This is a genomic window from Stenotrophomonas sp. HITSZ_GD (assembly GCF_029543105.1).
Classification (GTDB): Bacteria; Pseudomonadota; Gammaproteobacteria; order Xanthomonadales; family Xanthomonadaceae; genus Stenotrophomonas_A.
This window is the reverse complement of record NZ_JARQXB010000005.1, coordinates 48643-66742: the sequence shown is the minus strand read 5'-3', so window position 1 is coordinate 66742 and position 18100 is coordinate 48643. Positions and strand designations below refer to the sequence as shown.

Below are 18100 nucleotides of genomic sequence, written 5' to 3'. Positions count from 1 at the left end.
GACGCCTTGGGACGTCCATCGGGATAGACTGAATGGACATGTCGTCCCCCCTTCCCACCCTGCGCGTCGCGCTGCCGGTGCCGTTGCCGCAGCTGTTCGACTACCTTCCGCCCGGCGCGCTGCCGCCGACGCCGGCGGACATCGGCCGCCGGGTGCAGGTGCCGTTCGGTTCCCGCGCGCTGGTGGGCGTGGTGGCCGCGCTGGGAGAGGCCGATGCCCAGGCGCAGCCGCCTTTGCGCGAGGCCACGGCCTGGCTGGATGACGCGCCGCTGCTGCACGGCGAGCTGGCGCAATCGCTGCACTGGCTGGCGCGCTATACGCACGCGCCGTTCGGCGAGGTGGTCGCCACGGCCTTGCCCGGCCCGCTGCGCCGGGGCGAGCCGCTGCCCGACACCCATGCCTGGGGCTGGACCCTGACCGAGGCCGGCCATACCGCCGCACCCCGGCTGCGGGCCGGTACCCGCCCGGCGCGGCTGGCGTCGCTGCTGGCCGCCGGCGCGGTCACTGAGGACGCGCTCGACGAGGCGATGGACGAATGGCGCACCGCCGCCCGCGCGCTGGCCAAGCGCGACCATGCGCAGCGCGTGCCGATGGCGCTGCCCGCGACCCCGCCCGACGTGGCGGCCGGCCCCTCGCTCAACCCCGCGCAACAGGCCGCCGTGGAGGCCGTGCGCGCGGCGGATGGCTTTGCGCCCTTCCTGCTCGATGGCGTCACCGGCAGCGGCAAGACCGAGGTGTACCTGCAGGCGATCGCCCATTGCCTGGCACAAGGCAAGCAGGCGCTGGTACTGGTGCCGGAAATCGGGCTCACCCCACAAACGCTGGCGCGCTTCCGTGCCCGGCTGCGGGTGCCGGTGCATGCGCTGCATTCCGGGCTGTCGGACAACGAGCGCGCGCGGGTGTGGGCGGCGGCGCAGCGTGGCGAGGCGCGGCTGGTGGTGGGCACGCGCTCGGCGGTGTTCACCCCGCTGCCGCAGGCCGGGCTGATCGTGGTGGATGAGGAACACGACGGCAGCTACAAGCAGCAGGACGGCATCCGCTACCACGCGCGCGATTTCGCGCTGGTGCGGGCCAAGGCGCTGGGCGTGCCGGTGGTGCTGGGCAGCGCGACGCCCTCGCTGGAGTCACTGCACAACGCGCAGGCCGGGCGCTATGAGTTGCTGCGCCTGCCGCATCGCGCGGGCGAGGCCAAGCCGCCGGGCGTGCGCATCCTCGACGTGCGCAAGCGCTTGATGCAGGACGGCCTGTCGCCGGAGGTGCTGGCCGGTATCGGCCAGGCGCTGGCGGCCGGTGGGCAGGTGCTGGTGTTCAAGAACCGCCGCGGCTACGCACCGGCGCTGCTGTGCCACGACTGCGGCTGGACCGCCGCGTGCAAGCGCTGCAGCACGCCGGAGCACCGCACCCCGATGACCGTGCACGGCGCCGGCCGCCGCCTGCAATGCCATCACTGCGGCGCGCGGCAGCCGGTACCGCTGGCGTGCCCGGATTGCGGCAGCCTGGCGCTGCAGCCCCAGGGCGTAGGCACCGAGCGCCTCGAAGCGCGGCTGGTGGAGGCGTTCCCCGATGTTCCCGTGCTGCGCATCGACCGCAGCACCACCCAGCGCCGCGATGCGCTGGAGAGCCAGCTGGCCACGCTGGGCGAGGCGCCGGGCATCCTGGTGGGCACGCAGATCCTGGCCAAGGGCCACGACCTGCCGCAGCTGAGCCTGGTGGTGGTGGTAGGCATCGACGAAGGCCTGTTCTCGGCCGACTTCCGCGCCAGCGAGAAGCTCGCCCAGCAGCTGATCCAGGTCGCCGGGCGCGCGGGCCGCGCGCAGCGCCCTGGCGAGGTGTGGCTGCAGACGCATCATCCGGACAACGCGCTGCTGCAGACCCTGGTCAACGGCGGCTACCACGCCTTCGCGCACGCCGAGTTGCAGCAGCGCGAGGCGGCGGGCTTCCCGCCCTTCGCGCACCTGGCGCTGCTGCGCGCCGAGGCCAAGGACACGCAAGTGGCGCAGCAATTCCTCGACCAGGTGCGCCGGCTCGACCCTTCGCACGACCCGGTCGACCGCTACGGCCCGATGCCCGCGCCGATGCCGCGCCGCGCCGGTTTCCAGCGCAGCCAGCTGCTGCTGTCGGCCGGCCAGCGCGTGCCGCTGCACCATCTGCTCGATGCCATGGTGCCGGCGATCCACGCCCTGCCGTTGGCGCGGCGCGTGCGCTGGTCGCTCGACGTCGACCCGATGGACCTGTACTGACTAGCCGCCCGCTTTGGGCTTCGCCTTGGGTGCCGGCGTCGGCTTGCCCTTGGGCCTGTCGCGCACGTAGATCACCTGGTCCACCTGCCGCACCTCGAACAAGTCCGTGGCGCGGATCAGGTCGCTGAGCTTGCGATAGCCGTAGTTGCGCGAATCGAACGAAGCCTGGTTCGCCACCTGCTTGCCCACCGCACCCAGGTGCGCCCAGCCGTCGTCGTCGGCGGCCGAATCGACCGCGCCGCGCAGTAGCTGTACCAGCCGCGTATCGCCGCGTAACGCCTTGCCGTCCTTCGGCGCGGCGGCCGAGGAGACATCGTCCGCCGCGAGCGGGGCACCCAGGGCTTCGACGTAGGTGAACTTGGAGCACGCATTGACGAAGGGCTCGGGCGTCTTCTTCTCGCCGAAGCCGTAGACCTTCATGCCGTCGGTGAGCAGGCGCATCACCAGCGGGGTGAAGTCGGCATCGCTCGAAACGATGGCGAAGCCGTCGAGGTTGCGCGCGTACAGCAGGTCCATCGCATCGATGACCATCGCCATGTCCGAGGCGTTCTTGCCGCTGCTGTAGGCGAACTGCTGCATCGGGCGGATCGCGTGGGTATGCAGCACGGCCTCCCAGCCTTTCAGGTGCGGGCTTTTCCAGTTGCCGTAGGCGCGGCGCACGTTCGCCACGCCGAAGCGGGCGATTTCCGGCAGGATCAACTCGATCTTCGAGGCCGGTGCGTTGTCGGCGTCGATCAGCAGCGCGATGCGTTTTTCCGGTGTCTCGATCATGTGTCCTCCAGGCTGTCGTCGCCACAGTCGTCGGGCGGGCAGGCATCTTCTTCGTCGGTGGCGGACTGGTCTTCCAGTTCGTAGCGCGCGCCATTGTCGAGCGTCAGCACGCCTTCGGTGATGATCTCGCGCGCTGCGCCGACCGAGACGAAGTTCGCCAGCACCTTGCCGTCGCCGCGGTCCCCGTCCAGGCGGAACACGAACTCTTCCGCGCCCACGGCATGGCCGGTGGCGACCAGATCCACGTGCATGTCCTGGATGGTGCCGATGTGTTCCTGCACCGCGGGCTGCGCCTGCAAGGCCTGCTGCGCCTGGCCGGCGAAGATCTTCCAACCGCTGCCGATGCCCCAGGCGATCAACCCGCCCGCCAGCACGAACAGCAGCAGCACGGCGACGATCAACGCAATCAGCCAACCGGGAATGCCGAAGCGATGGCGCCGCGGTGGCGGTGCGGCGGGCCGCGGGGGGACCGGCAAGGGCGGCGGCGTGGCGAAGACGGTGTTCATGACGTTCCTTGGCATGTGCACGAAGCGCATGATGCCCGAACTGGCGTGCACGGCGCCCCGCGGCGTCATGACAGCGCCTGCGCGGCGCTGCGGTACGCTGTGCGCACCGTCCCCGAAGTGCATTCCCCCATGCAACCTCTTCCTCGCGGTATCCGATGAACGGTGGCCCTCCCCATCTGGTCGTCGTCGGTGGCGGCTTCGCCGGCCTGTGGGCCACGCGCGCGCTCGCCGATGCACCCTTGCGCATCACGCTGGTGGATCGCCACAACCACCACCTGTTCCAGCCGCTGCTCTACCAGGTCGCCACGGCGGGACTGTCGGCACCGGACATCGCCGCGCCGCTGCGCCACATCCTGCGCCACCAGCGCAACGTGGAAGTGCGGCTGGGCGAGGTGGTGGCGCTGGATCCTGCACGCCGGCAGGTGCAGCTGGGCGATGGCCAGTCGCTGGCGTACGACTACCTCCTGCTCGCCAGCGGCGCGACGCATGCGTACTTCGGCCACGACCAATGGGCGCGCCACGCACCGGGGCTGAAAACCCTGGACGATGCCGTGTACCTGCGCCGCAAGCTGCTGATGGCTTTCGAGCGCGCCGAGGCCGAAGCCGACCCACAGGCGCGCGCGGCGTGGCTGAGCTTCGCCATCGTCGGCGCCGGGCCCACCGGCGTGGAACTGGCCGGTACGCTGGCGGAGATCGCGCGGCACACGCTGAAGAACGAGTTCCGCCATATCGACCCGCGCATGGCGCGGGTACGGCTGGTGGAGGCCGGCCCGCGTGTGCTCGCTTCGTTCCCGCCCGATCTCACCGAGCGCGCGCAGCGGCAGCTCGAACGGTTGGGGGTGGAAGTCCTCACCGGCACGCCGGTGACGCATATCGACGAGGCCGGCTTCCAACTCGGTGCGCAATGGATTCCCGCGCGCACCGTGGTGTGGGCCGCCGGCGTTGCCGCCTCGCCGCTGGGCGCCCTGCTCGGCGCGCCGTGCGACCGTGCCGGGCGCGTGGTGGTGGAGGCGGACCTGAGCGTGCCCGGCCATCCGGAAATCTTCGTCGGCGGCGACCTCGCCGCAGCCAAACGGCCCGATGGCGCGCCGGTACCCGGCGTGGCGCCGGCGGCCAAGCAGATGGGCCGGCACATCGCCGCCTCGATACAGGCCCGCCTGCGCGGCGCTCCGACCACGCCGTTCCACTACCGCGACTTCGGCAATCTCGCCACGATCGGGCGGATGGCCGCGATCGTGCATTTCGGCCGGCTCAAGCTCTCGGGGCTGCTGGCGTGGTGGTTTTGGCTCGCCGCCCACGTGTGGTTCCTGATCGGCTTCCGCAACCGCTTCGTGGTGCTGGTGAACTGGGCGATGGCGTATTGGAGCTACCAGCGCGCGGCGCGCATCATCTTCGGCGCGGCGCAAGAGCCGCCCGCCGACGACGTGGCGCGCACCCCGCCGCCGGATAGCCACTGAAAAACGAAAGCCGCCCGAAGGCGGCTTTCGTACTCGACCGCGTGACGCCGCCGAATCAGGCGACGAACAGCGCCTTCATCTTCTTCAGCGCGTTCGCCTCGATCTGGCGGATACGCTCGGCCGACACGCCGTACTCGTCGGCCAGTTCCTGCAGCGTCACCTTCGACTCGGCGTCCAGCCAGCGGCGGCGGATGATGTCGCGCGAACGCTGGTCCAGGTTGGCCATGCCCTCGCGCAGCAGCTGCAGCTGGTTGTCTTCGTTGTCGTGGCGCTCGTAGGCCTGCGACGGATCCTCGTCGTTGGCGACCAGATAGCTGGCCGGCGACGGCGGGGCGTGGTCGTCATCCTCGTCGGAGGGCGCATCGAAGCCGATGTCGCGACCCGACAGGCGCGACTCCATCTCCATCACTTCGCGCTCGGACACGTTCAAGTCCTTGGCCACCGCGCTGACTTCGGCCGCGTTGAGCCAACCCAGACGGGTCTTGGACTTGCGCAGGTTGAAGAACAGCTTGCGCTGCGCCTTGGTCGTGGCGACCTTCACGATGCGCCAGTTCTTCAGGATGAACTCGTGCATCTCGGCACGGATCCAGTGCACGGCAAAGCTCACCAGGCGCACGCCCATGTCCGGGTCGAAGCGCTTGACGGCCTTCATCAGGCCGATGTTGCCCTCCTGGATCAGGTCGCCCAGCTGCAGGCCGTAGCCGTTGTAGCCGCGGGCCACGTGCACGACGAAGCGCAGGTGCGAATGCACCAGCTCGCGCGCCGCGTCTAGGTCTTCACCCTCGCGATAGCGGCGTGCCAGCGCCTGCTCGTCCTCGACCGACAGCACCGGGATCTGGTGCACGGCACCGATGTAGGCGTCCAGCGAGCCGAGCGCGCTGGGGATCGGGAGATTGTTTGCCACAAGGGCAGTAGAGGTGTTCTGGCTCATAGGACCTCATCTTAGCAGTCGCACTATTGGACTGCTAAAGGGGTGGAAAGTTCCGCAGTGTTTCGCCCACGGAACAACGGCTAGGAATAAACCACCATTGTTCCAACCTCTATGCCATCAAAATCAATGACATACCTCACCTGGAGGTCGAGGGAACGTTTTCAAGCGCTGTCCAGTCTACGGGGCGGACGTTCAACCCACGTGACGTGCCGGGGGCTTCCCGCACGCCCTGATCAGACCCTTGCACTGGGCGAAAAGTTCAGCCCGGCGGCAGGGACGTGGAGAGCGCCGAACGGGGCGGCAGTTGCCAGTCCACCGGCCCGCTACTGCGGCGGCGCAGGTACTCGTTGGCGGCGGAGAAGTGGCGGCAGCCCAGAAAGCCCCGGTGGGCGGACAGCGGCGAAGGATGCGGCGCCTTGAGCACCTTGTGCCGGCGCGGGTCGATGACCTTGCCCTTGGCCTGGGCGTAGCTGCCCCACAGCAGGAAGACCAGGCCCTCGCGCTCGCGGTTGAGCACCTCCACGACGTGGTCGGTGAAACCCTCCCAGCCCTTGCCCTGGTGGGCGCCGGCCCGGCCTTCCTCGACGGTGAGCACGGCATTGAGCAGCAGCACGCCGCGCTGCGCCCAAGGCAGCAGGCAGCCATGGTCCGGCCGCGGGATACCGAGGTCTTCCTCGATTTCCTTGTAGATGTTCAGCAGCGAGGGCGGCACCGGCACGCCCGGCTGCACCGAAAAACACAGCCCGTGCGCCTGGCCATAGCCGTGATACGGGTCCTGCCCGAGGATCACCACCTTGACCTGCTCGAACGGCGTGGCGTCGAACGCGGCGAAGATTTGCGGGCCCGGCGGGAAGATGTGCGCGCCGGCGGCCTTGCGCTGGCGCAGGAACGCGGAAAGCTCGCGCATTTCCGGTCGCAGCAGCCAGTCTCCTACCCGCGCCTTCCAGGAAGGCTCCAACTGGATCCGCGGTTCCTCGGTCACAGCATGACGACCTGGTCGTCCAGGCGGGCCAGGCGCAGCTGGAACAGCACCTTGGTGACCAGCAGGCGCTCTTCGATGGGCTTTTGCACCAGGTCGTTGGCGCCGGCGCGCAGCAGTTCGGACTGGTTGTACGGATTGCTGTCGCCCGTCATCACCAGCACCGGCAGACGACGCTTGCCGTAATCGAAATCCACGCGGATGCGCTCGACCACGTCGCGCCCGTTGAGCTCGCCCTTCAGCGTGACATCGGTCAGCACGAGATCGATGCGGCGCTCGGTGCGGCCCAGCGATTCGGCGGTGAGCAGCGAGAACGCCTCCTCGGCGGTGATCACGTGCAGCACCTTCAGCTGCTGGCGTTCCAGCATGCGCTTGGTCGCCTCGGCGACCACGCGGCTGTCCTCGATGTACAACACGGTCGCGCCGGGCACGGGCTCGGGCTGCACATACCCGCGGATGAAGGTCGCCAGCGCTTCGTGGCCGAGCGACTTGTCGAAATAGTCGGTGACGTACTCGGTGAAGCGCCGCTCAACCAGATGCTGCTGCGCATCGCCGGACACCACGATCACCGGCACGTAGGCTTGCCCGGCCGCCTCGCGCACGCTGCGCGCCAGCGCCAGGCCGTCGCCATCGGGCAAGGACAGCGAGGTGGTGACCAGGTTCACCGCGCCGGCGGCCAGCGCGTCGCGCGCTTCGGCGATGCTGGCGCAGCCCACCACCTCAACCGCAGGCAGCTCGCGCTGCAACACGTCGGCGATCAGCTTGCGCACCAGCTTGGAACCATCGACCACCATCACGCGCGGCGCGTCGCTGATCAGATGCTTGAGATCGGGATTGCGCATGCGGCCCTCAGGTCTCGGTCGGGCGAGTCTGACGCAGGAAGTGCCCGGTCACCAGCCAGGCACCGAGCCAGCCGAGCAGCACGGTGCCCAGCAGCACCATCCCGCCGTGCAGCAGGTCCAGGCCATGCAGCGCGAACTGGCTGCCGTAGCTGTCGGCCAGCGCGGCCAGCGGCGCGCGCAATGCCACGCCCGCCACGGCCAGCAGGCCCAGCGCGACGATGCCCGCCCCCAGGCCGTACCAAGCGCCCAGGTACAGGAACGGGCGGCGGATGAAGCCATCGCTGGCCCCCAGCAATTGCAGCACGCCGATCTCCTCGCGCCGCCCCTGGATATCCAGCCGCACCGTGTTGCCGACCACCAGCACCGCGCCGAGGCCCAGCAAGACCGACAGCACCTGCACCAACCGCGCACCGAAATGCAGCCAGTTGTCCAGGCGCTGGCGCCACACCGCATCGTGCTGCACCAGGTCGGCCTGCGGGGTGGCCTGCAGCGAGGTGGCCAGCGCGGTGTCGTCGCTGCCCGCGGCGGGCGTGACGATCAGCAGCGTCGGCAGCGGGTTGTCGCCCAGCGCATCGATCGCTTCGTCCAGGTGCGCGTTCTCGCGCAATTCGGCCAGCCCCTGCTCCGGCGTGCGCAGGCTCACCGCGCCCACGTCGGCGCGGCCGCGCCACTGTTCGGCCAGCGCCTGCGCGGCGGCGGCATCCACGTCGTGCTTGAGGAACACATTGATGTCGCGCGTCTGCTGCACGCTGCCGGCGAGGTGGCGCACGTTGTCCAGCGCGATCGACAGGCCCAGCGGCAGCGCCAGGGCCAATGCCATCACCATGATGGTGAGCAGCGTGGCCCACGGCTTGCGCAGCGCGCGGCCCAGGCTGAAGGCGATGCTGTGCAGGTGGTGGTCGAACCACACCGACAGGCGCGACGGCGCGGCGTTCTGGGCGGCGTGGTTCATTCGGCCAGGTCCTGCGGCGAGATGTCGTCCACCAGCCGGCCGTGGTCGAGTACCAGCACGCGCTTGCGCATCTGCTTGAGCAGGGCCAGGTCGTGGCTGACCACCAGCACGCTGGTACCGCGCGCGGGCAGTTCGGCGAACAGCTGCATGATCTCCGCGGCCAGGGTGGGGTCGAGGTTGCCGGTCGGCTCGTCGGCGACCAGCAGGCGCGGCTCGGACACGATGGCGCGGGCGATGCCCACGCGTTGCTGCTCGCCGGCCGAGAGCTGCGCCGGCAGCGCCTTCTCGCGGTCGGCCAGGCCGATGCGTTCCAGCGCCGAGCGCACGCGCTTGCCGATCTCCGCGCGGCGGGTACCGCGCAGGATCAGCGGCAGGGCGACGTTCTCGGCGATGCTGCGGTCATGCAGCAGGCGGTGGTCCTGGTGCACGGCCCCGACCTCGCGGCGATGCAACGCGACGCGCCCGCCGCGGACCTTCAACAGGTTGCGCTCGCCGAAGATCACCGCGCCGCGGCTGGGCCGCTCGCTCAGGTGGATCAACTTGAGCAGCGTGCTCTTGCCAGCACCCGAGTGGCCGGTGACGAACAGCATCTCACCGGTACCGACCTCGAAGCTGACGTCGATCAGGGCCTGGTGGCCCCCGGCGTATTGCTTGCTGACGTTGTCGAAGCGCAGGACGGTCATTCAGCAATTATGCCGGAGCGATCACCGATTGCATCGCCGGCAATCGCCCCAACCGTGGCGTCCGTCCGCCGGCGGCCTCAGCCGCCGGATACCAGCGAACGCAGCTTGCGGCCCAGGCGGCTCAGGAACGAGCCGTTGTTGGCCGCCGGCGCGGACTTGGTGGCCATGACCTGGATCGGCTTGCGCGGTGCCGACGGCGGCTGCGTGGCGCGCGCGGCCTCGGTGGCGGCCGGATCGACCGGCTTGCCGTGGCGACGACGACGACGCTTGCGCGGTGCGCGCTCGCCCTGGCCCTCGGCACCTTCCACCGCTGGCTTGGGCGGACGCGGCGCCTCGGCGGCCGGCGTGGCGGCGGCTTCGGCCGAAGCGGCCTCGCCTTCCACGCGCGGCTTGCGCGGACGGCGCGACTTGTCGTCGCTGCCGCCCTCGCGGCGCTCGCCGCGACCGCGGCCACCGCCGCTGCCCGAACGGCTACTGCCGCCGGAGCGGCTGCCGGAACGGCCGCCACCGCGACGCTCCTCCTCGGCGGCACGCGCTTCGCGCGCCTCGCGGAAGATCGAACCGACGCTCTCGTTCTCGCCGTCGTCCTCGCCCGCCGGCACCGGCGCGCGCTCTGGGCGCGGCAGGGCGGTGAGCAGTTCCTTGGTCACCGGCTCGGAGGGGATTTTCTGCTCGATGTAGGCCTCGATGTCCGGCAGGCCCATCGCGTAGCGCTCGCAGGCGAAGCTGATCGCGTCACCCTCGGCGCCCAGGCGCGCGGTGCGGCCGATGCGGTGGACGTAGTCCTCGGCATCGAACGGCAGGTCGTAGTTGTAGACGTAGTCCACGCCGTCGATGTGCAGGCCGCGCGCGGCCACGTCGGTGGCGACGAGGATTTCCAGCTGGCCCTTCTGGAAGCGGTTGAGCAGGGTCTCGCGCTTCTTCTGCGGCACGTCGCCGGACAGCACGCCGACGCGGTAGCCGGCACGCTCCAGCGCCCGTGCCACGCGCTCGACGAACGCCTTGGTGTTGACGAACACCATCGTGCGCGCGCCCTCGCTGCGCGACAGCAGGCCCAGCAGCAACGGGATCTTCTCCTCGTCGGCCGGGTAGTACAGCTTCTGGCGCACGCGCGCGGCGGTGATGGTCTCGGCCTCGACGACCAGCTTCTCCGGCTCGTTCATGTGCTCATAGGCCAGCTCCAGCACGCGGTGGCTGAGGGTGGCGCTGAACAGCAGGGTCTGGCGGGTGCCGCGCTCGGGCATGCGGCGCAGCAGGAAGCGGATGTCCTTGATGAAGCCGAGGTCGAACATGCGGTCGGCCTCGTCCAGCACGCAGATCTCGCAGGCGTGCAGGGACACCACCTTGTGCTGCTTGACGTAGTCGATCAGGCGGCCCGGGGTGGCGATGATCACGTCCACGCCCTTCTGCAGCAGCTCGCGCTGCTTGTCGTAGTCCACGCCGCCGTAGACCAGGGCAAAGCGCAGGCCCAGGTCGGCGCCGAACTTCACCGCGTCCTTGTGGATCTGGATGGCCAGCTCGCGGGTCGGGGCCAGGATCAGCGCACGCGGGTCTTCCGGCTTGCGGTCGGCCAGCGCCGGGCGGGTCAGCAGGCGGTTGATCACCGCGACCAGGAAGGCCAGGGTCTTGCCCGTACCGGTCTGGGCCTGGCCCGCGACGTCACGTCCGGCCAGGGCCACCGGCAGGGTCAGGGCCTGGATGGGAGTGCATCGGGTGAATCCTGCGCCTTCCAGCCCGGCGAGCAGCGTCGGGTGCAGGTCAAACGAGGAAAAAGTCAAATCGGTCAGCGGTTTATCGCTCATCATTCCGTCTTCTTGAGGCGCCTGGAGTAGCCCGGGCGCGGCTTGCATCGATTCCGGCAGCGTCGCAAACTGCGGCCCTTGCACCGGACAGCGCGGCTTCAGACAGTGGCTTGATTCCGCCGCGCAATGCCCCAGTTTACCGCAATGTGGCGGTCGGCCCCGGTCCTGGGTCCGGCCCGGGTTCCCAGGAGACCAAAGTGAGCGACAAGGTTCTACACGTCGGCGAAGCCGACTTCGACAATACCGTCCTGCAGTCCGGCGAGCCCGTGCTGGTGGATTTCTGGGCCGAATGGTGCGGCCCGTGCAAGATGATCGCCCCCGTGCTGGACGAGCTGGCCAGCGCTTACGACGGCAAGCTGAAGGTGGCCAAGGTCAACGTGGATGAGAACCGCGCCCTGGCCGTGAAGTACCACGTGCGTTCGATCCCGATGCTGCTGCTGTTCAAGGACGGCGAGGTCCAGGCCTCGCAGATCGGCGCCGTCGGCAAGGGTCAGCTGACCCAGATGATCGACAAGAGCCTGGGCGGCGCGGTCGCCTGAGGTTCCCCCGGCTCCGCCCGGCCCCGGCCGGACGGAGCCCGCCGGCACCCTGCCGGCACTTGAACCAGGCGGCGCCAGGCCGCTTGCGCCCCCAGATGGGGCGGTGTTAACGTCATTCCATCCGGCCACCCTGCGTGCGCCGCACCCCGCTGGAAACTCTTCCAGACTCCCCGACCACCCAAAGCTCGCCCCTCCGCCGGGCGCTCGCATATACAAGCGAGGAATCAAGCACTTGTCCGAGAATACTTCTTCCGAAACCGGGAGCGTCGACGCCCCCGTCGAAAAGCGCGTGCGCAAGACCCGCGTGAGCAAGGCCGCCGCAGAAGGCGCCAGCGACACCGCCGCCGCGCCGCAGTCCGACCTGCCGTTGCCGCCGAGCCCGCCCGCCGAGGCCCCGCGCGCCGCAGCCGAAGCCCCGTCCGCGCCCGCCGCCCCCGCCCCCGCCGCTGAAGGCGGCGCCGGCGAGCCGCGCGAAGGCGGCGGTGGCCAGCCGCAGCGCGGCCACCACCAGAACCAGAACCAGAACCAGAACAACCCGCAGGGCCAGGGCCAGGGCGGCAACCGCCGCGACCGGTTCCGCAACCGTCGCGACCGCCAGCGCGAGCGTTACGACAACGGCGGCATGCCCAGCGACGGCGGCAACGAGCACCAGAACCAGCCGCCGCGTCCGGCGCCGAACGTGCCCGAAGGCTTCCCGATCTATTCGCTGAGCGATCTCAAGCAGATGCCGGCGCAGAAGCTGCTGGACATCGCCGAACAGCTGAACATCCACGACGGCGTGGCCCGCGCGCGCAAGCAGGACGTGATCTTCGCCCTGCTGAAGGTACTGACCCGCCATGGCGATGGCGTGGCCGCCGACGGCGTGCTGGAAATCCTGCCCGACGGCTTCGGCTTCCTGCGCGCGGCCGAGGCCAGCTACCTGGCCGGCCCGGACGACACCTATATCTCGCCCAGCCAGATCCGCCGCTTCAACCTGCGCACCGGTGACTACCTGTCCGGGCGCATCCGCTTCCCGAAGGACGGGGAGCGCTACTTCGCGCTGTCCACGATCGACACGATCAACGGCGAGCCGCTGGAAGCGTCGAAGAACAAGGTGCTGTTCGAGAACCTGACCCCGCTGTTCCCGCGCAAGCGCTTCACCCTGGAACGCGGCAATGGTTCGTCCGAAGACATCGCCGGCCGCATCCTCGACCTCATGGCCCCGCAGGGCAAGGGCCAGCGCGCGCTGATCGTCTCCCCGCCGAAGGCCGGCAAGACGATGATGATGCAGCAGATAGCCACGGCGATCACCACCAACCATCCCGATGTGCACATGATCGTGCTGCTCATCGACGAGCGCCCGGAAGAAGTGACCGAAATGCAGCGCACCGTGCGCGGCGAGGTCATCAGCTCCACGTTCGACGAGCCGGCCGCGCGCCACGTGCAGGTCGCCGAGATGGTGATCGAGCGCGCCAAGCGCCTGGTCGAGCACAAGAAGGACGTGGTGATCCTGCTCGATTCGATCACCCGCCTGGCGCGCGCCTACAACAACGTCGTGCCCAGCTCCGGCAAGGTGCTGACCGGCGGCGTGGACGCCAACGCCCTGCACCGCCCGAAGCGCTTCTTTGGCGCGGCGCGTAACGTCGAGGAAGGCGGTTCGCTGACCATCATCGCCACCGCGCTGGTCGAGACCGGCTCGAAGATGGACGAGGTGATCTACGAAGAGTTCAAGGGCACCGGCAACAGCGAAGTGCATTTGAACCGCCGCATCACCGAGAAGCGCGTCTACCCGGCGATCGACATCAACCGTTCGGGCACGCGCCGCGAGGACCTGCTCATCGAGCCGGAGCTGCTGCAGAAAATCTGGATCCTGCGCAAGCTGCTGCACCCGATGGACGAAATCGCCGCGATGGAATTCCTGCTCGACAAGATGAAGAGCACGAAGTCCAACGACGAGTTCTTCAATTCGATGAAGCGCTGAGTCCGCAGGACGCCGCAAACAGAACGCCCCGCACTCGCGGGGCGTTTTTTTATCGGGCTGCGCAGACCCTCAGCCGCCTTGCAGCGGTGTCAGCAGCTTCGGCGTGTGGCGATCGGCCATGTAGACGCCACCCTCGACCAGCGTATCGGGCGCGAAGTTGGCCGAGTTGGCCGCATCGCGCCACGGCACCGCTTGGCGCGGGCCCGGGATGTAGCTCACCCACTTGCCGTAGTCGCTCTCGCTAGGCCCCCTGTCCAACGAATAGCTGACCGGGATGCGCACGCTCCAATAGGGCTCGGCCGCCGCCTCGCCCTCGGTAGGTACGCGGAAGTGCCATTTCCTGGACGCGGCGATCGCGTTGTCCGCGAACAGCTTGCGGAAGCGGTTCATCTCGCCCTCGCTGGCGATCACGCGCAGGTTCACCTGTTCGGCCACGGTGTCTTCCACGCGGCCATCGCGCCCCACCTTCACCGCCAGGTAGACCGTGCCCGCCGCGCCGGACCGGAAAGCGTCGCTCGGGTAGCTCGGCGGGTCCAGCTTCTCGTAAGCCACCGAATGCGGATCCTTGGCGTTGTAGCGCTCGAAACTCACGCCGCGCAATCCGATCTCGTAGCGGTCCTCGCCCACCTTCTTGGCCACCACGCGCAGACGCATCGGCGCGATCGCGGGAACGGCCCGGCCGTTGCGCTCGATCGGCTCGAATTTCCACTGCAGGGCGTTGTCGCGCACCATCTTGACCACGCCGCTCGGCAGTTGGTCTTCCTTCTTCAGGTCCAGGCGCGAAACCGAGCCATTGGTCTCGATGTAGACCTCGCCTTCCACCAGCAGGCTGGACTCGATCTGCTTGCGCACGCTGCCCGGGCCGGCGCCCGTGGCGGCCACCGCCAGCGAGGACACCAGCGCGACGCCCAGTACCGAGGCCAGCGCCAGCACGCGAATCACCTTCATCATCACCACGCTCCTTGAGGTTGACGTGGACCGATTACACCGCAGCGCCATGGCGGGCGCAATCTTCACGCCAGGCGCAGGCGGTCGGCGTAGGGCGGCGTGTCGGGATAGTCGTCCTCGCGCAGGCGCGCCTGCAGCGCGCGCCACCAGCGCGGGTCGAACAGTTCGCCATGATGCGTGCGCACCGCTTCCAGCATCTGCGCGGGCAGGCCCATGAACAGCGGAAAGCGCTCGGGAAATACATCGTGCGGACCCACGTGGAACCAGGGCTCGGCGGCCATCTGCTCCTCGTAGGTCGTGGCCTGCGGCCAGTCGCGGAACGTGCAATCGGTGATCAGGCACAGCTCGTCGTAGTCGTAGAACACCGCGCGCTGGTGGCGGGTGATGCCGAAGTTCTTCAGCAGCATGTCGCCGGGGAAGATGTTGTTGCGCGCCATGTCCTTGATCGCTTGCGCATAATCCAGCGCCGCGGCGCGCGCCGGCTTGGGCAGCTGTTCGCGCAGGTAGAGATTGAGCGGACGCAGGCGGCGCTGGATGTAGCACAGGTCGAAGATCACGTCCTCGCCCTCCTCGCTCACGCTGAGCGCGCAGGTCTCGCGCAGTTCCCGCAGCAACGGCTCGGCGAAGCGCGCGCGCGGGAAGCGCAGGAACCGGTACGGCTGGGCGTCCAGCAGGCGGCCCACGCGGTCGAGCTGGAACACCAGCTCGTACTTCCCTTCCACCTCGGCGCGGCTCATCTTCTTCGGGTAGGCGAAGCGGTCGCGGATCAGCTTGAACACCAGCGGGTAGCTGGGCAGGGTGAACACGGCCATCACCATGCCGGGCGTGCCCTCGGCCTGCACCAGCTGCTCGTGCGGATGCGCCTGGAAATGCCGGAAGAACGTGCGGTAACGCTCGGTCTTGCCCTGCTTGGCGCGGCCGACCATGGTGTACAGCTCGTCGATCGGCTTGTGCGTCAGCAGGCTGCGCAGGAACACCACCGCATCGCCCACCGTGGGCAGGTCGGCCTGGAAGTAGCTGCGCGAATTGCTGAACAGCTGCGCGACATCGCTGCGCCGTGTGAGCACCGCCTCGGCGCGCAGGCCCGCCTCGTCGTTGACCAGCGCGATCACGCACGGCGAGAAGCGATGCTCGCCGAACACCCGGCCGACCAGATAGGCGCGCCGCTCGCGGTAGAACACGGTGTCGAGCAACTCGATGCCGCGTACCGGGTGCTCGCCCCAGTGGGCGAGGTCGTCGTGCAGGCGCACGGCGATCGCCGCGGCGCAGCGCGTGCGATGCGCGTACGGCACGGCAAACGGGTAGTCGCCCAGCACGCGCATCAGCACCTCGGTCAGCCGGCCCGGCGATACCGCGTAGCTGTGATGCGCCACCGGGTGGGTGATGGCATCGGTCGGCTCGATGTCGAGCGCCACGAACTCGATCAGCGGGTCCACGCCCTGGGTGCGGAAATAGCGGCGGGTGAGCGTGTTGTAGAAGGTCTTGTACAACTCCTGGTCGATCAGCCCGGCCAGCAGCGCGGCGTAGTGTTCGCGCGCGCGGATCCACAGCGCGCGGTCGTGCGCCTGGCCCATCAGCACCGCGCGCAGGCGCAGCATGCACTCGCCGATGCACTGGTCGTACAGTGCGATGCGCGCCACGGCGTCCTCGCGCGCGCCGCTCCAGTCGCGGGTCTCGAAGCGTTGCCGGGCGCGCCGGGTGATCTCGGCGAAACGCGCGTGGTAATCCTCGAACGCGTCGAAGACCGCGCGGCCGATGGCCTCGGCGCGGCGCTCGGACTGCGGGGTCTGCAAGGCGCTGGACATGCCGGCAGTGTACTCAGCGCGCACGCGCGGCGCGGCGCGGCTTGGCCGGCGGTGCGAGGGCCTTATCGGTATCGCGCACGTGCGCGGCCGCCTGCGCCAGCAGCCAGGCACGGAACTGCCCGAAGCCGCGATGCGTGGCCGAGCGTGGGGGATGCACCAGATAGTGCGAGTACGGCGTCTTGAGCCGGTGCGGGGACAACGGCACCAGTTGCCCGGAATCGATGAGCAGGCGCGCGCGGGTCAGGCGCCCCAACGCAACGCCCACGCCGTCGAGCGCGGCGCGGTGGTGGGATTCGGAATCGTCGAGGAACGCCACGTAGCGGGTAGCGGGGGTTTCGCCGGCCAGTTCGAACCAGCGATTCCATTGGCCGTCGGGGTCGCCCAGCAGCGGCCACTGCGCCAGCGGGCGCGCCGCCAGGCCACCCATCCGCGCCACCAGTGCCGGGCTGGCCATCGGTACCAGCCATTCGTCGAACAGCGGCTCTGCGACGAGGCCCGGCCAATGCCCATGGCCCACGCGCATCGCCGCGTCGATCTGCAGCTCGCGCTCGAAGTCCACCACCCGTTCGCTGGACAACAGGCTGATCTCGACCTTCGGATGCGCCGCGAAGAACTGCCCCAGCCGGGGCACCAGCCACGCCGAGGCCATCGAGGGCGTGATGCTCAGCGTCAGCACGTCGTCGCGCCGGGCGGCGAAGGGCTGGACCTCGCGCGCGATGGCATCCAGGTGCGGGGCGATGCGTTCGAGCAGGCGCTGCCCTTCCGGGGTCGGCACCACGCCGCGCGGATGGCGGGTCAGCAATGGATAGCCCAGCCGCTCCTCCAGCGTGCGCATCTGGTGGCTGAGCGCGCTGACGGTGAGGTGCATGGCCTCGGCGGCGCGCGACAGGTTGCCCAGCCGCGCGGCGGTGACGAATCCCTGCAGGGCATGCAACGGCGGTCTGGACATGGTTCCGGCCTTGAACGGGATTCAACCCTGGCTTGCGAAACGCTCGCTTTTCGCCCCGCCAGATTGCGCCCAACATCAATTCCACTCAAGTGGAGGCACGGACATGCGCATCTTCAACGACCTGTTGTTCCACCACGGCTTCGTCACCAACGAAGCGCTGGCCCGCCAGCTGGCGCCGGGAGATGGCGGGGTGCCGACCGCCCCGCCGCAGGGCGCCACCCACCCGCACCCCCACCCGCGCGCGCAGGTGCGCGCCCGGCAGGCGCGTCGGGTGCGCGTGCTCACGGCGCTCTCGCCGTTCCGTTGAGCGGCAGGGCGCGGCACGCCGCCGCGCCCGGGACGTCAGATGGCCAGGGTGCTTTCCACTTCCAGCACCTTGCGCCGGGCCAGCGCCAGGTTGGACTTGTTGCGATCCAGCACCACGTAGAAGAACAGGCCCTTCTTGTTCCCGACCGGCCGCATGATGTGATACGCGCGGCCCAGCGAGATCAGGATGTCCTCGATGGTGTCGTTGAGGTTGAGCGAGGCGGCCGTCTTCATCTTCGCCCGGATCACCTCGGTGTTGCCCGCGGCGGCCACTTCCATGTCCACACCCGTGCCCGCCTCGCCCAGCAGCATGCCGCTCTCGTAGTCGACCAGGGCCACGGCCTGCGCGCCGTCGATGGTCATCAGTTCGTTGAGCGAATCCTTCAGTCCCGCCATGATGTTCCCCTCGTGTTGGATAGAGCCTGTGATG

The 18100-nt window shown here is 69.2% G+C and carries 17 protein-coding genes; 5 read left to right on the top strand and 12 right to left on the bottom strand.

Features of this window, described 5'->3' with window-relative positions; genetic code table 11:
- The first annotated feature begins 38 nt into the window (after positions 1 to 38).
- Positions 39 to 2240, top strand: a complete 2202-nt coding sequence (locus P6166_RS07040) for a primosomal protein N' (protein ID WP_277763766.1) — start codon at positions 39 to 41, stop codon at positions 2238 to 2240.
- Here P6166_RS07040 and P6166_RS07035 read toward each other — a convergent pair whose 3' ends face one another.
- Positions 2241 to 3011, bottom strand: coding sequence for an NYN domain-containing protein (locus tag P6166_RS07035; RefSeq protein ID WP_345781859.1), 771 nt, complete (start codon positions 3009 to 3011; stop codon positions 2241 to 2243).
- Entirely contained in the window at positions 3008 to 3517 is a 510-nt protein-coding gene (locus P6166_RS07030) for a hypothetical protein (RefSeq protein ID WP_277763765.1), read from the bottom strand. Before P6166_RS07030 ends, P6166_RS07035 begins: the two co-directional genes overlap by 4 nt.
- 155 nt (positions 3518 to 3672) lie before the next feature.
- On the opposite strand from P6166_RS07030, the gene P6166_RS07025 reads away from it, so the two are divergent.
- The gene (locus P6166_RS07025) at positions 3673 to 4974 is read left to right on the top strand and encodes an NAD(P)/FAD-dependent oxidoreductase (protein ID WP_277763764.1); all 1302 of its coding nucleotides are present in this window, start codon (positions 3673 to 3675) and stop codon (positions 4972 to 4974) included.
- 55 nt (positions 4975 to 5029) lie between these two features.
- Here the strand turns inward: P6166_RS07025 and rpoH are convergent, their stop codons facing one another.
- The 6 genes from rpoH to rhlB form a co-directional block, all read right to left on the bottom strand.
- On the bottom strand, positions 5030 to 5905 hold the full coding sequence (rpoH, locus tag P6166_RS07020; protein WP_277763763.1) for an RNA polymerase sigma factor RpoH: 876 nt from the start codon (positions 5903 to 5905) through the stop codon (positions 5030 to 5032).
- A gap of 259 nt (positions 5906 to 6164) precedes the next feature.
- The gene (gene ung / locus P6166_RS07015) at positions 6165 to 6887 is read right to left on the bottom strand and encodes a uracil-DNA glycosylase (RefSeq protein ID WP_277763762.1); all 723 of its coding nucleotides are present in this window, start codon (positions 6885 to 6887) and stop codon (positions 6165 to 6167) included.
- Positions 6884 to 7726: a response regulator gene (locus P6166_RS07010; RefSeq protein ID WP_277763761.1), complete on the bottom strand. Its 843-nt coding sequence runs from the start codon at positions 7724 to 7726 to the stop codon at positions 6884 to 6886. The genes ung and P6166_RS07010 overlap by 4 nt, the downstream gene beginning before the upstream one ends.
- A gap of 7 nt (positions 7727 to 7733) precedes the next feature.
- Positions 7734 to 8678, bottom strand: a complete 945-nt coding sequence (ftsX, locus tag P6166_RS07005; protein WP_277763760.1) for a permease-like cell division protein FtsX — start codon at positions 8676 to 8678, stop codon at positions 7734 to 7736.
- Entirely contained in the window at positions 8675 to 9361 is a 687-nt protein-coding gene (gene ftsE, locus P6166_RS07000) for a cell division ATP-binding protein FtsE (RefSeq protein ID WP_277763759.1), read from the bottom strand. Before ftsE ends, ftsX begins: the two co-directional genes overlap by 4 nt.
- A 77-nt stretch (positions 9362 to 9438) precedes the next feature.
- Complete coding sequence (gene rhlB / locus P6166_RS06995; RefSeq protein ID WP_277763758.1) at positions 9439 to 11163, bottom strand: ATP-dependent RNA helicase RhlB; 1725 nt, start codon at positions 11161 to 11163, stop codon at positions 9439 to 9441.
- 197 nt (positions 11164 to 11360) lie between these two features.
- On the opposite strand from rhlB, the gene trxA reads away from it, so the two are divergent.
- Positions 11361 to 11702: a thioredoxin TrxA gene (gene trxA / locus P6166_RS06990; protein ID WP_277763757.1), complete on the top strand. Its 342-nt coding sequence runs from the start codon at positions 11361 to 11363 to the stop codon at positions 11700 to 11702.
- Between the two features lie 232 nt (positions 11703 to 11934).
- On the top strand, positions 11935 to 13662 hold the full coding sequence (gene rho, locus P6166_RS06985; protein ID WP_277763756.1) for a transcription termination factor Rho: 1728 nt from the start codon (positions 11935 to 11937) through the stop codon (positions 13660 to 13662).
- A 69-nt stretch (positions 13663 to 13731) separates the two neighbouring features.
- On the opposite strand, the gene P6166_RS06980 is transcribed toward rho, so the two are convergent.
- The 3 genes from P6166_RS06980 to P6166_RS06970 all read right to left on the bottom strand — a co-directional run bounded on the left by P6166_RS06980 (position 13732) and on the right by P6166_RS06970 (position 17364).
- Positions 13732 to 14613, bottom strand: coding sequence for an energy transducer TonB (locus P6166_RS06980; protein ID WP_277763755.1), 882 nt, complete (start codon positions 14611 to 14613; stop codon positions 13732 to 13734).
- Between the two features lie 62 nt (positions 14614 to 14675).
- Entirely contained in the window at positions 14676 to 16415 is a 1740-nt protein-coding gene (gene aceK / locus P6166_RS06975) for a bifunctional isocitrate dehydrogenase kinase/phosphatase (protein ID WP_277763754.1), read from the bottom strand.
- 13 nt (positions 16416 to 16428) lie between these two features.
- A complete protein-coding gene (locus P6166_RS06970) occupies positions 16429 to 17364 on the bottom strand; it encodes a LysR substrate-binding domain-containing protein (RefSeq protein ID WP_277763753.1) in 936 nt (311 codons plus the stop codon).
- A 103-nt stretch (positions 17365 to 17467) separates the two neighbouring features.
- Here P6166_RS06970 and P6166_RS06965 point away from each other — a divergent pair, with 103 nt between their 5' ends.
- A complete protein-coding gene (locus P6166_RS06965) occupies positions 17468 to 17671 on the top strand; it encodes a hypothetical protein (RefSeq protein ID WP_277763752.1) in 204 nt (67 codons plus the stop codon).
- 35 nt (positions 17672 to 17706) lie between these two features.
- On the opposite strand, the gene P6166_RS06960 is transcribed toward P6166_RS06965, so the two are convergent.
- Positions 17707 to 18066: a hypothetical protein gene (locus tag P6166_RS06960; protein ID WP_130317224.1), complete on the bottom strand. Its 360-nt coding sequence runs from the start codon at positions 18064 to 18066 to the stop codon at positions 17707 to 17709.
- Between the last annotated feature and the right edge of the window lie 34 nt (positions 18067 to 18100).

Bases quoted from the DNA above. Each gene is read 5' to 3' on its own strand.
- P6166_RS07010 (WP_277763761.1), bottom strand. From the start codon at position 7,726: ATGCGCAATCCCGATCTCAAGCATCTGATCAGCGACGCGCCGCGCGTG.
- P6166_RS06965 (WP_277763752.1), top strand. From the start codon at position 17,468: ATGCGCATCTTCAACGACCTGTTGTTCCACCACGGCTTCGTCACCAAC.
- P6166_RS07040 (WP_277763766.1), top strand. From the start codon at position 39: ATGTCGTCCCCCCTTCCCACCCTGCGCGTCGCGCTGCCGGTGCCGTTG.
- rhlB (WP_277763758.1), bottom strand. From the start codon at position 11,163: ATGAGCGATAAACCGCTGACCGATTTGACTTTTTCCTCGTTTGACCTG.
- P6166_RS07025 (WP_277763764.1), top strand. From the start codon at position 3,673: ATGAACGGTGGCCCTCCCCATCTGGTCGTCGTCGGTGGCGGCTTCGCC.
- ftsE (WP_277763759.1), bottom strand. From the start codon at position 9,361: ATGACCGTCCTGCGCTTCGACAACGTCAGCAAGCAATACGCCGGGGGC.
- P6166_RS07035 (WP_345781859.1), bottom strand. From the start codon at position 3,011: ATGATCGAGACACCGGAAAAACGCATCGCGCTGCTGATCGACGCCGAC.
- aceK (WP_277763754.1), bottom strand. From the start codon at position 16,415: ATGTCCAGCGCCTTGCAGACCCCGCAGTCCGAGCGCCGCGCCGAGGCC.
- P6166_RS07030 (WP_277763765.1), bottom strand. From the start codon at position 3,517: ATGAACACCGTCTTCGCCACGCCGCCGCCCTTGCCGGTCCCCCCGCGG.
- ftsX (WP_277763760.1), bottom strand. From the start codon at position 8,678: ATGAACCACGCCGCCCAGAACGCCGCGCCGTCGCGCCTGTCGGTGTGG.
- P6166_RS06970 (WP_277763753.1), bottom strand. From the start codon at position 17,364: ATGTCCAGACCGCCGTTGCATGCCCTGCAGGGATTCGTCACCGCCGCG.
- rpoH (WP_277763763.1), bottom strand. From the start codon at position 5,905: ATGAGCCAGAACACCTCTACTGCCCTTGTGGCAAACAATCTCCCGATC.
- P6166_RS06960 (WP_130317224.1), bottom strand. From the start codon at position 18,066: ATGGCGGGACTGAAGGATTCGCTCAACGAACTGATGACCATCGACGGC.
- P6166_RS06980 (WP_277763755.1), bottom strand. From the start codon at position 14,613: ATGATGAAGGTGATTCGCGTGCTGGCGCTGGCCTCGGTACTGGGCGTC.